The following is a 15464-nucleotide window of genomic DNA, read 5'->3' on the forward strand; positions in this document are numbered from 1 at the left end:
TCAAAGCACTAATCGTGGTAACGTCACGACTCCAGCTCCGTCGCGGCCCCATCCCCTGCCCGCCCGTCACCAAATAAGCGAGCTACCGGCCCCCATCGCTTCACCGGCTCGGCCATTCTTCCGATCGATCAACACCATGTGAGCTGGCGCCCCTGCGCCTGCCCACGACACAAGGCAGCCCCACCATGATTCGCGAACGCAGCTCGACCCGGGAACCGCTCCTTCACCTGGCATGGTCCGCCGATGCCGAAGGCATCTGCGCCGCGCCGTTGGCGTGGTGCCCCGGACTGCTGCCGGAGATGGCCGGCGTGGCGCTGGTGGACTGGGTAGCCGCGATCGCCGTGCAGGACGGCGCCGCCCTGGCGCGCGAGCTCGGCGGCGTGCTGGCGCGGCACCAGCCATTCGATTGCGAAATCGAGATCGCCTGTGGCGACGGCCGGCACCGGCAGGTGCTGATCACCGGCCTGCCCTGTCAGGGGGGAAATGGCTACGCAGGCGCGCTGGTGGACATCACGGAACGGCACGCCGCGCTGGACCATGCGACGCGTGCCGCGGCAACGCTGCGGCTGATGGTCGACAATGCAACCGACCTGATGGCCTTCTGCGGCCTGGATGGACGCTATATCGACATTTCATCGTCCTTCACGCGCAGCCTCGGGTGGACCAGGGAACAATTGATCGGGCAGCCCGCGATCGACTTCGTGCACCCGGACGACCACGCCCATGCCAACGACGACATGGGCCGCATCCTGGCCGGCGAGTCGCGGCCGGATGCGATCGAGATTCGCAAGCGCGACACGAGCGGCCGCTATCTGACGCTGGCATCGAAAACACGCATGGTCATCGAGCCGGCGACGGGCGAATGCCTGGGCGCCGTGTTCGTGTCGCGCGACATCGAACGGGAAAAGGAAATGCTGCGGCGCCTGGAACGCATGGCCGAGCAGAACCTCACCCTGATCGAGAGCATCGACGACGGCTTCTTCTCGGTCAATACGGACTGGGAAATCGTGTATGCGAACAACCGGGCGGCCGCCTTCGTCGGTGTCGACCGCGACGCGGCGATCGGCAAGGTGGTGTGGGACGTGGCGAAGGGGCTGGCGGAATCGGTCGTGGGCCAGCACCTGCGCCTGGCCATGGCGCGCCGCGAAAGCGCCAGCTTCGAAGCATTCTATGACCCGGTCGGTGTCTGGGTCAGCGAGCGGATCTATGCGCACGAGGACGGCCTGTCGGTGTTCTTCCACGATATCTCCGAGCGCGTGAAGCGCGAACAGCAGATCCGCGACAGCGAACGGCGCTTCCGCGAAACGATCCGCATCACGCCGGCCGGCTATGTGCTGGTGAACGGCGACGGTGTCGTCGAGGACATCAACCCCGCGCTGTGCCAGCTGTCCGGCTACTCCCGCGAGGAGCTGGTCGGCAAGCCGGTGGCGGCGATCCTGGCGGGCGGCGATGCCAGCGCGGCGCTCGATATCCGCCACACCGGCCCTCACGAACCCACGCTGGAAACGGTGCTGCTGCACCGCGAGGGCCATCGCGTGGTGGCCCTCGTCAACCAGACCATCGAGCTCGATGCGCAGGGCCGGGCCCTGTCGCTGACGGCGTTCGTCACCGATATCACCGAGCGCAAGCGCGCCGAGGCGCGGCTGGAAGAACTGGCCACGTGCGATACGCTGACCGGCTTGCCGAACCGGGCCTGGATCAACCGGCGCGTATCGGACATGCTGGACCAGGGTGTTGGCGAAACGACGGTGTTCTTCATCGACCTGAACCGGTTCAAGGAGGTCAACGATTCCCTGGGCCACGCCACCGGCGACCGCCTGCTCCAGCAGGTGGGCGAGCGCCTGCAATCGTGCATGCGGCCGGGCGACGTGGTGGCACGGCTGGGCGGCGACGAATTCGTGGTCGCGGCCAGTTGCGCGGGCCGCGAGGCGGCCACCGCCATCGCCCGGCGCCTGCTCGCCACGATGAAGCTGCCGTTCGTCGCCGACGGCATGGAGATGCATGTGGGCGCTTCGATCGGCATCAGCCTCGCCGGGACTGGCGCCACGTCGACCGAAGCGCTGTTCCAGAAGGCGGATACCGCGATGTACAAGGCCAAGGCGCTGGGCGATGGCTCGTTCCAGTTCTTCGAACCGGCGATGTGGCTGGAAGCCAGGCGCCGCCTGCAGCTCGAGGCGGCACTGCACCGCGCGCTGGAGCACCGGCAGTTCGAAGTGCACTACCAGCCGCGCATCGACCTGCGCACGCTGCGCACGCTCGGCGTCGAGGCGCTGTTGCGCTGGGAGCACCCCGAGTTGGGCCGCGTGCCGCCGCTGGAATTCATTCCGCTGGCCGAGGAGCGGGGCCAGATCGGCACCATCGGCCGCTGGGTACTGGGCGCGGCATGCCGCGACGTGAAGGACATCAACGAACGCTTCGGCCTGGCCCTGCACGTGTCGGTCAATGTCTCGGCGCGCCAGCTGCGCTCGCCCGACCTGATCGGCCAGGTGCGCGCCGTGCTGGCCGAATCGGGCCTGCCGGCGGCGGCGCTGGAACTGGAACTGACGGAAAGCGCCCTGATCGAGGACCTCGACCAGTCCGTGCAGGTGCTGCAAGGCCTGAAGGCGCTGGGCGTACGGCTGTCGATCGACGATTTCGGCACAGGCTATTCCAGCCTCTCGTACCTGAAACGCCTGCCGATCGACGTGCTGAAACTGGACCGGTCATTCATCACGGAGAACCCGGCCGGCGACGGTTTCGTGCGCGCGCTGATCGACATGGCGCACGTGCTCAACCTCTCCGTGGTGGCCGAAGGCATCGAGACCACCGCCGCGATGGAGGCCCTGCGCGACGCCTCGTGCGACGAAGGCCAGGGCTACCTGTTCGCGCGGCCGATGCCGCTGGCCGAGCTGGAGCGATTCCTGGCACGCGATGGCGAAAACGAAGGCGACTACGATGCCGAACACGATGCCGACGATGAAGGCGGCGAGCGGCAGGCCGGCGCCCTGCGCGCGTGATCCGTCAGTGGGCGACCGGCACGGTTCCCAGGTCCAGGCTCATGGGCAACTCTTCCGCCGGCACGGGCCGGAACAGGTAGAACCCCTGCAATTCGTCGCACTGCAGCCCTTCGAGTATGCGCACCTGCTCGGCGGTCTCGACGCCCTCCGCCACCACGCGCATGCCCAGCGAATGGGCCATCGTGATGATGGCCCGGAAGAAGACTTCACCGTTCTCGTCGACGCCGAGCCGGCTCGTGAACGACTTGTCGACCTTCAGCACATCGAACGCCATGTTGTGCAGCATGGAGAGCGACGAGTAGCCGGTGCCGAAGTCGTCCACCAGCAGCTTCACGCCCAGCGCGTGGATGGCCCGCAGGTTGTCGGCCGTGCGGCGCGGGTCGACGACCATCGACGATTCCGTCAGTTCGATTTCCACGCACGAGCCATCGATGCCGTGGCGGGCCAGCGCACCGGCGATGCTGCCGCGGATGTCGCGCTCGTTGAACTGCCGGCTCGATACATTGATCGACACCGGCACGCAGCCATAGACGCCGCGCGCCCACTGCGCGATCTGCGCGCAGACGGTATCGATCACGAGTTCGCCGAGGTTCAGGATCAACCCCGTTTCCTCGGCCAGGCCGATGAATTCGTCCGGCCCCAGCATGCCCTCTGTCGGATGGTTCCAGCGCACCAGCGCCTCCAGGCTCGTCACCTTGCTGGTCTTGCAGTCGACCCGCGACTGGTAATGCATGACGAACTGGTTTTCCGCGATGGCCGCGCGCAGTTCCTTTTCGCGCTTCGTGCGCTGGCGCATCGCGTCGTGGAACGCCGAATCGAACAGGTGGTAGCGGTTCTTGCCCGACGTTTTCGCTTCGTACATGGCAATGTCGGCATGCTGGTACAGCGTGTCCATGTCCTTTGCATCCACCGGATACAGGCTGATGCCGATCGACGTGCCGACGGAAGCGGTGCCAGCCGATGTGGAAAACGGCGCATGGAACGCGTGCAGGATGCGTTCGGCCACGTGCTCCGCCTCCGACTGGTTGCCGACCAGTTCGAGCACGACCACGAACTCGTCGCCGCCCAGGCGCACCACGTGGTCGTTCGGCCGCACGGCCACCTTCAGGCGCTTGCCCACGTGCTGCAGCACCTCGTCGCCGGCGCCATGGCCGAAGGTGTCGTTGACCAGCTTGAAACCGTCCAGGTCCACGAACAGCACGGCCACTTTCGCGTTGGCCTTGTCGGCGCGGTCGAGCATCGTGGGCAGGTTGCGGCGGATCCAGGCCCGGTTCGGCAGGCCGGTCAGCATGTCTTCGTTGCTGCGCCGCTCCAGGTCGGCGACGTGCGATTTTTCCAGCGTAATGTCGCGCACGGTAATCGCCAGCACGTCATCGGACTTGACGACGCCGACCCGCAGGTGCTGCGGTCCCTGCCTGCCGCTCCCGTCCAGCGCGAAGTCGTCTTCGGCCGATCCCAGGCGGAAGGCCTTGTCGAGCAAGGCCCCGATCGACGATGCCCCGGCCAGGCCGCCGCGCATGCCGGACAGGCGTGCGCCGATGACCGTTTGCCGCGCCGTTCCCAGGAAACCGGCGCCGCGGTCGTTGCAGTCGACCACGCAATAATCCGCGCCGGCCCTGGCGTCGCCCCGCACCGGCCGGCAGATGAAGAAGCCTTCCGTGCCGCCTTCGGTGGCCTTGCGGTACGCCGCCTGGGACAGCGCCAGCTGGCGCCGCTCGCGGTGGAAGCGGATCGACATGGCGGTGGCGATCGCCACGAACACGGCCAGCACCAGGTTCGCCCCCACGGCGACGCGGATCGAGCCGGCGCGCCGCTCGTCCAGGGCCACCAGCGCCTCCGTCTGGTCGGCCGCGGCCACCACCACGATGGGGAATCCATCCACCTTCTTCCATGAGATGAACCGGTTGACCGCGTCGCCGAAATCGTTGCCGGACACGAAGATGTTGCCGGCCGAACTATCGAGCGCAAAGCGCAGCGATGGCGGAATGGCGGGAGGCTGGCGCCCTTGCCCGGTCGCGCGGAACGCCTTGGTGCTGCCGTCGAGCCCGACAGACGTGACGAAGCCGTGCATGCCGAGCACGCCGCGCTCGTAGGGCGCGATGAGCGCCTCGCTGTCGAGCGCGACAACCACGATGCCGGCAAGGTTGCCGCTGACGTCGAGGATCTTGCGCGAGAAGCGGATGAAGTACCGGTCTTCGTCCGGCAATTTGCGCGGCGTGCCGATGAACATCGTGTCCGCGCCGCTGCGCTTCTGTTCGGCGAAAAACGCCAGGCCGGTAATACCGTCCAGCTCCTTTCGCGGCCAGGCTTCCGGGCTGTTGGTGAACAGCATGCCGCCTTCGGGACCGAACACGGATATGTTGAGGATAGCCTTGTCCGGGCCCACCACTTCGTCGAGCGCCTTCTGTTCGGGCTTGCCGCCGACGGCCTGCCAGTGCGAACCGGTCAGGACGAGAATCTGGTCGATCATCGTGAGGTCGCGCGACAGCTGGGCAGCCTGGGTTTCCGCGACACGGCTCGCCGCTTCATAGGCGCGGCGCTCGAACTGCACACGTTCGGCATCGAGCACCTGGATGAGGTAGACCCAGCAGGTGAAGGCAACGATCGCACCGAAAAAAGGCCATGCGAAAATCGGCAGCGCGGCCGCCCGCGTCGTGCGCAGGGCACGAGATGCGAGCGCAATGCTCTTCGGCCCGTCCATCGTTTCTCCCAACGCCATGCCCGCTTCGCCTGCGCAATGTGTGCCACCAGGCGGAACCTCAACTGGTACTGCTAAGCAGCATACGCGAGGGACTTGCACGCGGCAAGCGAATCGGTGGCCAGGCCGGGAATCGCCGGGACGTTGCGGCGCACGGTGGAAGCAGCGTGGCGATTCCGGCTTCCTTCGGGCACGGATCCGGTTGCGGGAAGGAAGCCGTATTCCGATGCCTACAGCAGCTAAAAGCTTTTAATTTGCAATTAAAAATATTTAATTAACTTTAACTTGTAATCAACGTGTCAAACGCCTGTCACATTGGAGGCATACCTTAATGAACGCGCCCCCTGTGACGGGGGGCCAGACTAGCGCAGCAGTTATGGTTGCGCGTATCGTGGCCCGCTGGATGCGGTCGTGGTCCAACGTGCTCGCCCTGTGATCCATCACTCTTACGAGGTATGCCATGTTCCCGTATTCCCATTCCGTGACGCCTGCCGTTCGCTCCCACCTGAATGCCCAGGCAGCTTTCCTGAACGATGTGTCGAAATCGCTGTCGCGCTCCTTCCAGAACCTGTGCCAGCTGAACATCCAGCTGGGCCAGACGCTGATCGAGGAAAGCACCATCGCCAGCCACCAGCTGCTGACCACCGATCGTCCGAACGACGTGATCCAGGTGGCCGCTTCGCGCGCCCAGCCTGCGTCGGAAAAACTGCGCGCCTACCAGCAGCACATCTCGCGCGTCGCCGCCGATGCCCAGGTTGAACTGGCTCGCGTGGCCGAGCAGCACGTGCAGGAAACCTCGCGCACCGCCCGTGCCCTGGCCGACCAGGTCGCACGCACGGCTGCCGAAGAAACCGACCGCAATGTGCGCCACCAGGAAGAAGCACTGAAGAACTTCCGCGACCCGTTTGAAATTTCGGGCGCGCAGCGTGGCAATGGCGCCAGCTATCAAGGCAATGTGCAGTCCGCCGGCGACCGCGACCACGACAGCGGTTCGTCGAAAGGCAATGCGCAAGGTGAAACGGTTGCCGCTGCCCAGGCAACCGGCGGCAAGTCGCGCCAGTAATGTAGCGGGCGTGGCGGCGGCAGGTGCCGCTGCTGCCACGCCATAGCAGTCCAGTGCGCGAGTTCGTTCCGGGCTTGCGCACATCTCCCTCCCGCCATTCCCGCTCGACCCCGTGAAAATCTTTGCTGCCGGCCAACGTCCGGGCAGGTGCTGCTGCCGTCGAGTTTGCCGGGGTCTGTAACGCCTCGCCACGGCGCCTGGAAGCCGGTTCAACCGCCCGACTTGCGTGCCCGATGGGCATTGAGCAGCGCCACGAAACGGCGCGCGGCCACGCCGAGCGGCCGCCCGCTGGTCCACACCACGTCGACATACAGCGGCAAGGCGTTGGTAAGATTTTGCAGCGGCAGCTGCACCAGTGTGCCGCGCGCCACCGCATCGCGCACGAAGCCCGATGGCAGCCAAGCCCACCCGAGTCCCGCCGCCACGAGGGTCATCGCCGCCGCCGGGCTGTCCGTGCGCCACTGGATCGCAGAGATGGCGAAGCGCTTGTCCACGTGCGGCGAGTCGCGGCCGGCCACCACGATCTGGCGCTGCGACTGCAGGTCCGCGTCGCGGATGCCGCCCTCGCCCACGCCGGCCAGCATCGGATGGCCGGGCGCCGCCACGGCAACGAGCTTTTCCTCGCCGATTTCCTGGAAGCCCTCTTCCGCCGGCATGCCGTGGCGTTCGAACACCAGCGCCAGCTGCACACGCCCGCCGTGCACCATGGCCAGCGCGTCCGGCTGCGGCGCGGTCAGCACTTCCACCTGCAGCAGCGGGTATTCGCCGGCCAGCTGATGCAGTGCCTCGCTCCATGGTGCGGCGGCTCCAAGCTCCGGTACCACGGCCAGCGCCAGCGACGTTTCCAGGCCCTGCGTGAGTGAGCGCGCATGCATGTCCAGCCGTTGCAGCTGCCCTACCAGCAGCCGCGCCTGCGGCAGCAGCGCGAGCGCCGCGGCGGTAGGCTTCGGCTCGCGGCCGCCGCGGTCGAACAGCTGCATACCCAGCTCCGCCTCCAGGTTGGCGATCGCCATGCTGACGGCGGACGGCACCCGGTTCAGCGACCGGGCCGCGGCCGAGAACGAGCCCTTGTCCACGGCGGCCAGCAACAGCCGGATGTTGTCGATATCGAATGCCATACCCTTTGCCCTGTCAGAAATATTGAAAGCAGCTGACTTTTATCATCAGGTTTCACTATATATGATCCAGGCACCGGGCTGAAGTCCAGCCCCTGAACGAGGAAAGCATCATGGTCTGGCTTGCATTGGTGGTGGCGGGATTGTTCGAGATCGGCTGGGCGATCGGCTTGAAATACACGGAAGGCTTCAGCCGGTTATGGCCCAGCATGGCCACGGTGGCGGCAATGGCCGTGAGTTTTGGACTGCTGTCCTACGCGCTGCGCACGCTGCCGGTCGGCACGGCGTACGCGATCTGGACCGGGATCGGTGCCGTCGGCACGGCAATCGTGGGCATCGTGCTGTTCGGTGAATCCGCTTCCGCGGCGCGGCTGCTGTGCATCGCCATGATCGGCGGCGGCATCGTCGGCCTGAAGCTGTTCACTTCACACTGACGGGAAACGGCATGGATATCTCCACTTACTTTCCCGTGCTGCTGTTTATCTGCGTCGGCATCGCGGTGGGCATCGTGCCGCAGGTGCTGGGCCGGATGATCGCCCCGCACCGGCCCGATCCTGAAAAACTGTCCCAATACGAATGCGGTTTCGAGGCCTTCGGCGACGCGCGCATGCAGTTCAGCGTGAAGTACTACCTGGTCGCCATCCTGTTCATCCTGTTCGACCTGGAGGTGGTGTTCCTGGTACCGTGGGCGGCGGCAATGCGCGAGGTGGGCATGACGGGATATCTGGCCGTGATGGCTTTCCTCGCGCTGGTCACCGTGGGCTTCGCGTACGAATGGAAGAAAGGTGCGATGGATTGGAACTGACGCCGCCAGTGTTGAAGATGATGGTGCTGAACGCTGCGCTCGGGCTCGGGCTTGCCTTGGCAGCCCGGCACGAGCACCGCGCCGGCAACCATGCCGTGGCACGGTTGCTGGGCACGGTGGCGATCGGCGCGATGGCCGTTGCCGCGGTAGTCGCCTGGTGGTCTTGAGGCCAGCCGCGGTCAGCGGATCTTTTCCAGCTTGTCGCGCAGCGTGGCGTGCGACAGCTCGCCCACATGGCGCAGTACCAGCCGCCCGGCGCCATCGTAGAACAGCGTGGTGGGATAAGCCACGGAGCCGGTACTCGCCGCCAGCCGGCCGGCAGGGTCGGTCACCACGTTCTGCAGCCGCAGGCCCTGGCCCGCGAGGTAACGCCGCACGGTGTCGGCCGATTCGCGCTGGTTGACGAACACGAAGCCGATGTCCGGATTGGCGGCCTGCGCGGCATGCAGTACCGGCATCTCGCGCCGGCACGGCGGGCACCACGTGGCCCACAGGTTGACCACCAGCGGCTTGCCGGCAAAGCGCGCCAGCGCGACCTCGGTGCCGTCGAGCAGGCGCACCGTCACATCCGGCATGGGCGCATGCGCCGGCGCCATCCACTGCACGGCGAGCGTGCCGCCGCCCCATAGCGCCAGCCCGGCCAGCGCGGCGACCAGCAGCGGGCGGCGCAGCGCATCGCTGCGCCGCACCAGCTCCACGCCAACCACGCAGGCGGCGAGCAGGCCGATCGCCGGCTCGAAGCCGCCATCGCGGATATCGAACGCGGTCCATGGCGCACCCGCATAGAGATCGCGGTGCTTGAGCACGAACACGAGGCGCGCGGCGAGAAACCCCACGATGATCATTTTCCACAGCAGCGGGCCGGCATCCACGCCGCGCCGGCGATGGAACCAGTCAGCAATGCCGGTGGCAAGCAGGATCGCCAGCAGGGTCAGCACGGCGCTCGTCGGCAGCACGACGGGCCCCAGCGTGATCGATTCCATCATTCCCCCGCCGAACGCTGGCGGAACCGGGCCGCCTTGTGGCGGTTGCCGCACAGCGCCATGCTGCACCAGCGGCGCTTGTGCGCCTTCGTGCGGTCGTAGAACCACAGCACGCAGTCGGGGTGCTCGCACTGCCTGACGAGCGCGAAATCGCCGTCGGCAAGCAATCGCGCCACCGCTTCCGCGACAGGTCCCAGCATCGCCGCGATCGCATCGCCACGCGGCACGCGTACCAGTACCAGCTTGCCGTCGCCGTCATGCACCAGTTGCGGCGCACTGACATGGGTGGCGAGGAACGTGTTCAACGGGCCGGGGTCGGCCGTCTTCCCGGCCTTGCGGCGCGTGACCAGCTCGCGGGCCAGCGTGCGCAGCGCCGTGGCCTGCGCCAGCAAGGCGGCACCATCGGCCGCCTTCGCACCTTTCGGCGCCACGACGCCCTGCCGGTCGAGCCAGCGCCGCACATCGTCGCCGCTGTGCCAGAAATCGATGGCCGCGCCGCCGCCGCGCGCCTCGGTATTCAGCAGGTCGAGTGCCAGGTGATCGGCCAGCACCGGGGCCTCGTCCGGCGCATGGTTCGCAGTAGCCGTGGTCGTCATTTCAATAACCTCTGAAAAATACTTTGACAGGTTACGAAAGGCGGCGCACACTCCGCATCAAGTAACCAAATAAATTTGAGTATACAGGTTATTCAGACATTCCAACGATTCGCCAGCCAGGGAGCCACCATGACCATATCCACCCCAAGCGCAGCAGCCCATGTCGAGCAGGTCCATCACCGCACGATGGACATCGGCGGCGTCGATCTCTTCTATCGCGAAGCCGGCGCGCCGGATGCGCCGGCCATCCTGCTGCTGCACGGCTTCGGCGCCTCATCCCACATGTTTCGCGAGCTGATCCCGCGACTGGCCGGGCACTACCGCGTGATCGCGCCGGACCTGCCGGGCTTCGGCCAGACCACCGCCCCGGCGGGTTTCGCCTGGACGTTCGACAGCCTCGCATCGGTGATCGATGCCTTTACCCGTGCGAAGGAACTGGACCGCTATGCACTTTACGTGTTCGACTACGGCGCCCCGGTGGGATGGCGCCTGGCCGTGGACAATCCGGAAAGGATCACCGCGATCGTGACCCAGAACGGCAACGGCTACGAGGAAGGCCTGAGCACGGGCTGGGCGGACATGCGCCGGGCCTGGGCCGAGCCGACGGCCGCCCACCGCGAGGCGCTGCGCAAGTTCAACACGCTGGAGATGCTGCGCTGGCAGTACACGGAGGGCGTCAGCGATACCTCGCTGCTGGCACCGGAGGGCTGGCAGCTGGCCCATGCGGCGATCGAACGCATCGGCGTCGACGCGCAGATGGACCTGCTGCTCGACTACGGCAGCAATGTCGCGCACTATGCGCGGCTGCATGAATTCTTCCGCAGCTACCAGCCGCCGCTGCTGGCGATCTGGGGCAGGAACGATCCGTTTTTCCTCCCGGCCGGCGCCGAAGCGTTCAAGCGGGATAACGGCAACGCGGAAGTGCGCTTCCTCGACTCGGGCCACTTCGCCATCGAAACCCATGGCCGCGAGATCGCGGCGGCCATGCTGGAGTTTTTGGACCGCACCCTGCCTCGATAGAGAGAGATAGTGAGGTACAGCAGGGCCGGGCGCCCGCGACCGGTCAGTGCGTGAGCTGGGGATGCCGTTTCGCTGGCGCCGCGTGACGGGCGACGGGCAGTTCGCGCAGGCGGAACGTGCCGACGGCCTGCGCCAGGCCGGCAGCCTGGTCGCGCAGGCTTTCGGCCGCGGCCGCCGCCTGCTCGACGAGCGCCGCGTTCTGCTGGGTGATATCGTCCATCATCGTGACGGCCTGGTTGATTTCCTGGATGCCGACGCTCTGCTCGGCGCTGGCGCTGGTGATGCCGGCCATGATGCCTTCCAGCTTGCGCACGGCGTCCACCACCTGGCCCATCGTCTTGCCGGCTTCGTCGGCCATGCGGGCGCCCTCTTCCACCGTGTCCGTCGAGTCGCCGATGAGTTCCTTGATTTCACGGGCCGCCGCCGCGCTGCGCTGCGCCAGGTTGCGCACTTCGCTTGCCACCACGGCGAAGCCGCGGCCCTGTTCGCCGGCGCGGGCCGCCTCGACGGCGGCATTGAGCGCCAGGATATTGGTCTGGAAGGCGATACCGTCGATCACGCTGGTGATGTTGCCGATGCGGGTCGAGCTTTCACGGATCGCACCCATCGTGCCGACCACTTTCGACACCACCTCGCCGCCCTGCGCGGCGATCGACGAGGCGTTGGCGGCCAGCCGGTTCGCTTCGCTGGCATCGCTGGCGTTGCGCTGCACCGTATGGGTCAGCGTTTCCATCGACGACGCGGTCTGCTGCAGCGAACTGGCCTGCGATTCGGTGCGTGCCGACAGGTCGGCATTGCCGCGCGCGATCTCGCCGGTGGCCACGGCCATCTCGTCGGTACTGGCGTGGATCTTGCCGATCATGCCGGCCAGGTTGGCATTGATGGTGGCGATGGCGCGCATCAGGATGCCCACTTCATCGTCGTGCGCCACGCGGATCTCCTCGGTGAGGTCGCCCTGCGCGATCCGCGCGGCGGTGGCCGTGGCGCTGGCCAGGTTGCGCGCGATATAGCGGTACACGAGCAGCAGGCACAGCACGGTGCCGCCCACCGACAGGGCCAGCAGCACCACCGCTATGGCGAACGCCGTGCGCGTTTCGCCTTCCGCCTGCGCCACGGCGGCCGCGGTGCGGCCATCGAGCATGGCCAGGAATTCGTTCAGGGGCTGCATGATGCGCGCCTTGGTCTGGTGATACGCGGTGTCGTGCATGATGAGGCGGGCCATCTCCATGTCCGGCTCGCCTTTGCGCGTAAAGCCGCCCTTGCCGTCGTCGAACAGGCCTTTCACGGCGTTCATCGCGATCACTTCGGTTTTCACGAGGCCGTCGGAATTGGCTTGCGCTTCCTTCAGCTTGCCGAATTCCTGTTCCGTGAAGCCGGCCTCCTTCATCAATTCCTGCAGCGAGACGCTCTTGCCGGACGACGGCGGCACGGCCAGGCCACCCGCCACGAAGTCCCAGTAGATCCGCCCGTAGTTTTCCGGGCGCGGTTTGCTGCCGTTGCGGATATCGAGGATGTCCAGGTATTGCCGCTCGTACGACGCGTCGCCAGACACCACATAGGTGCGCGCGAGCCGGGTCAGGTCGTCCGAGCTTTGCCGCAATTCATCCGCCAGCAGGTAGGACTCGTAACGCGCCTGGCTGGCCGCCGTGGCGGAAGCCTGCTTGTCGGAGACTCTCAGCAGCGCCCACAGCGTGGCGGCCGCGAGCAGCAGGGTCAGGAAGAAGGTGGCAATGAATGCTTGCTTGATGGATAGATGGCGCATGGCTGGCTCGCTGGAGGTACGAATAAGGACTGGTACGTGATGCCGATGAGCAACAGTAGCGCCACTTTCAAAAGGAAGTCCAGCAAAGTGTGACAATTCGCGTATTTTCACCGCTGGCTGTCGGCTGAGATGTACACAGTTGACAGGGCGTCATGGCCGATGCGCATGCAACGTTGTGTGTCTAACAAACGGAAATCGGCTTCGCGGGTAGGCTTGTGTTTTCTGGCGTACAAAGCGACTGCCGGCACGGTGCCCGGCAGCCGCGGACGCCCTTCAACCTGGTGCGAGGCTATGAAAAAAAACTCCAAGGCCATCAAGATAGGCGGTGCCGTTCTCGCTGCGCTCATCGGATTGCTGATCCTCTTCGCGCTGTTCGACTGGAACATGCTGCGGCCCTATATCAACCGGAAAGTCTCCGAGACCACGGGGCGCGAGTTCGCCATCCAGGGCAACCTGGACGTGAAGTTCCACCGGGGCCTCGATAGCGAAACGGGCTGGCGCCGCTATGTGCCGCGCCCGTATGTGAGCGCCGAGGATATCCGGATGAGCAATCCGGCATGGAGCACGGTCGGCAACCAGATGGCCACGGCGAAGCGCGTGGACATGGGCTTCCGCATCCTGCCCCTGCTGGGCAAGGAATTCGTCATCACCGACCTGCGGCTGGCCGAGCCCAACGTGGCGCTGCAGCGCCGCAAGGATGGCAGTAATTCCTGGACGCTGAAGGACAACGGCCCTTCCGAATGGGAAGTCGATATCCAGCGCCTGGCCTTCTCGACAGGCAGGCTGCGCTACCTCGACGAAGCGATCGACCTGGACCTGCGGGCGGACGCGAAATCGATCAACGGCAACACCACGCCGGCCGCGCCGGGCGCCCATCCCTACGGCCTGGCCTTCACGCTGGGTGGCAAATACAACAAGGCGCCTGTGACGGGCGGCGGCAAGGCAGGTGCGGTGCTGACGCTGACGGGTTCGGACATCACGTTCCCGATCGAGGCGAATGCGGACATCGGCGGCAACAAGATCTCCGTGAAGGGCACGCTGAGCGACCCGAAATCGCTGTCCGGCCTGGACCTGCAGCTGAAACTGGCCGGCCCGAGCATGGCCGACCTGTATCCGCTGACCGGCGTGCTGCTGCCGGAAACGCCGCCCTATTCCACGCACGGCCGGCTGCTGGGCGAAAAGAACGATGCCGACGCGTGGACCTTCACGTACCAGAAATTCTCCGGCAAGGTCGGTGCGAGCGATATCGCCGGCACGCTGTCCTATTCGCAGCGCAAGCCGCGGGCGCTGCTGCGCGGCGAGCTGACATCGCAGCAGCTGCGCCTGGCGGACCTCGGTCCATCCGTGGGCGCCGACACGGGCGCCGGCACGAAGCAGGCCGGCAAGGTGAAGGCGCCGCCCGCAGGCAAGGCACTGCCGGTCGACGAATTCGACACCTCGAAATGGGGCGCGCTCGATGCGGATGTGAAGTTCACCGGCAAGCGCATCGTGCGCACCAACGATATTCCGCTGCAGGATCTCGCGGTCGACCTCCACATGAAGGACAAGGTACTGAAGCTCACGCCGCTGCAATTCGGCATGGCGGGTGGCCGGGTGACCTCCAATATTTCGCTGGATGGCCGCCAGAAAGCCATCGATGCGCAGGCCCGCGTGGCGGCGCGGCACCTGAAGATCAACCGGCTGTTCCCGAAACTGGAATCGATGCGCGGCAGCTTCGGCGAGATCAATGCCGATGCGGCCCTGGCCGGCAAGGGCAACACGGTGGCTTCGATGCTGGCCACTTCCAACGGCGAGCTCAATGCCGTGGTGACCGAAGGCTCCGTCAGCCAGTTCGTCCTGGAACTGGCGGGCCTGAACGTGGCCAATGCCGTGTTCGTGAAAGTGTTCGGCGACAAGCAGATCAACATGAACTGCCTGGCCGCCGAGGCGGCCGTGCGCAATGGCCGGGCGAACGTGCAGCGCTTCGTGCTCGATACCGATGAAGCGGTGGTCGACGTTTCCGGCTACGTGGATCTCGCCCAGGAGCAGCTGAACCTGGACGTGCGCCCGAAAACGAAAGGCACCCGCATCTTCTCGCTGCGCACGCCGCTGTACGCGAAAGGCACGTTCGCCGATCCGGACGTTGGGCCGTACAAGGGTCCGCTGGCATTGAAGGCCGGTGCCGCCGTGGCGCTGGCCGCCGTGTCGCCGCTGGCCGCCGTGCTGCCGCTGGTGAACGTGTCGAAGGTGCCCGATACGGATTGCAAGGCCGCGATCGCCGAGGCGGAGAAAGCGCCGCAGGTGCGTGAGCTGCCGAAAGCCGTCGGCAAGAAGTAAAGTGAAGAAGTAAGGTGAAGAAGTAAAGGTGAAGAAGTAAGCTTGGCGCGCGGGTTTCGGCCCGCGCCGCCTTCTCCCGGGCGCCGGGCACATGGTAGAGTCGCCCTTTC

12 protein-coding genes are annotated in these 15464 nt (G+C 66.1%); 7 read left to right on the forward strand and 5 right to left on the reverse strand.

Annotated elements, in window-relative coordinates; genetic code table 11:
• Nucleotides 1-185: 185 nt before the first annotated feature.
• Nucleotides 186-2996 carry a sensor domain-containing protein gene (locus ACY65G_RS08185; protein WP_464996860.1) on the forward strand — a complete coding sequence of 937 codons (2811 nt, stop codon included), beginning with the start codon at nt 186-188 and terminating at the stop codon, nt 2994-2996.
• A 4-nt stretch (nt 2997-3000) separates the two neighbouring features.
• Here the strand turns inward: ACY65G_RS08185 and ACY65G_RS08190 are convergent, their stop codons facing one another.
• Nucleotides 3001-5715: a bifunctional diguanylate cyclase/phosphodiesterase gene (locus ACY65G_RS08190; protein WP_464996861.1), complete on the reverse strand. Its 2715-nt coding sequence runs from the start codon at nt 5713-5715 to the stop codon at nt 3001-3003.
• Between the two features lie 439 nt (nt 5716-6154).
• Between ACY65G_RS08190 and ACY65G_RS08195 the strand changes: the two genes are divergently transcribed.
• Entirely contained in the window at nt 6155-6757 is a 603-nt protein-coding gene (locus tag ACY65G_RS08195; RefSeq protein WP_464996862.1) for a phasin family protein, read from the forward strand.
• A gap of 209 nt (nt 6758-6966) precedes the next feature.
• Here the strand turns inward: ACY65G_RS08195 and ACY65G_RS08200 are convergent, their stop codons facing one another.
• Entirely contained in the window at nt 6967-7875 is a 909-nt protein-coding gene (locus tag ACY65G_RS08200) for a LysR family transcriptional regulator (RefSeq protein WP_464996863.1), read from the reverse strand.
• A gap of 110 nt (nt 7876-7985) precedes the next feature.
• Between ACY65G_RS08200 and sugE the strand changes: the two genes are divergently transcribed.
• From sugE to ACY65G_RS08215, 3 genes are read left to right on the forward strand one after another with little or no spacing between them, the layout of a single operon-like run.
• Nucleotides 7986-8306: a quaternary ammonium compound efflux SMR transporter SugE gene (sugE, locus tag ACY65G_RS08205; RefSeq protein WP_464996864.1), complete on the forward strand. Its 321-nt coding sequence runs from the start codon at nt 7986-7988 to the stop codon at nt 8304-8306.
• 11 nt (nt 8307-8317) lie between these two features.
• Nucleotides 8318-8677, forward strand: coding sequence for an NADH-quinone oxidoreductase subunit A (locus ACY65G_RS08210; protein WP_464996865.1), 360 nt, complete (start codon nt 8318-8320; stop codon nt 8675-8677).
• Between the two features lie 8 nt (nt 8678-8685).
• Nucleotides 8686-8844 carry a hypothetical protein gene (locus ACY65G_RS08215; RefSeq protein ID WP_464996866.1) on the forward strand — a complete coding sequence of 53 codons (159 nt, stop codon included), beginning with the start codon at nt 8686-8688 and terminating at the stop codon, nt 8842-8844.
• 12 nt (nt 8845-8856) lie between these two features.
• On the opposite strand, the gene ACY65G_RS08220 is transcribed toward ACY65G_RS08215, so the two are convergent.
• The gene (locus ACY65G_RS08220) at nt 8857-9663 is read right to left on the reverse strand and encodes a TlpA family protein disulfide reductase (protein ID WP_464996867.1); all 807 of its coding nucleotides are present in this window, start codon (nt 9661-9663) and stop codon (nt 8857-8859) included.
• Entirely contained in the window at nt 9660-10256 is a 597-nt protein-coding gene (locus ACY65G_RS08225) for a CGNR zinc finger domain-containing protein (protein ID WP_464996868.1), read from the reverse strand. Before ACY65G_RS08225 ends, ACY65G_RS08220 begins: the two co-directional genes overlap by 4 nt.
• A gap of 129 nt (nt 10257-10385) precedes the next feature.
• On the opposite strand from ACY65G_RS08225, the gene ACY65G_RS08230 reads away from it, so the two are divergent.
• Nucleotides 10386-11276, forward strand: coding sequence for an alpha/beta fold hydrolase (locus tag ACY65G_RS08230; protein ID WP_464996869.1), 891 nt, complete (start codon nt 10386-10388; stop codon nt 11274-11276).
• Between the two features lie 43 nt (nt 11277-11319).
• Here ACY65G_RS08230 and ACY65G_RS08235 read toward each other — a convergent pair whose 3' ends face one another.
• The gene (locus ACY65G_RS08235) at nt 11320-13038 is read right to left on the reverse strand and encodes a methyl-accepting chemotaxis protein (protein WP_464996870.1); all 1719 of its coding nucleotides are present in this window, start codon (nt 13036-13038) and stop codon (nt 11320-11322) included.
• Between the two features lie 291 nt (nt 13039-13329).
• Between ACY65G_RS08235 and ACY65G_RS08240 the strand changes: the two genes are divergently transcribed.
• Complete coding sequence (locus ACY65G_RS08240; RefSeq protein WP_464996871.1) at nt 13330-15354, forward strand: AsmA family protein; 2025 nt, start codon at nt 13330-13332, stop codon at nt 15352-15354.
• The last annotated feature ends 110 nt before the right edge of the window (nt 15355-15464 follow it).

It is taken from the genome of Pseudoduganella sp. jia 12, assembly GCF_055502675.1.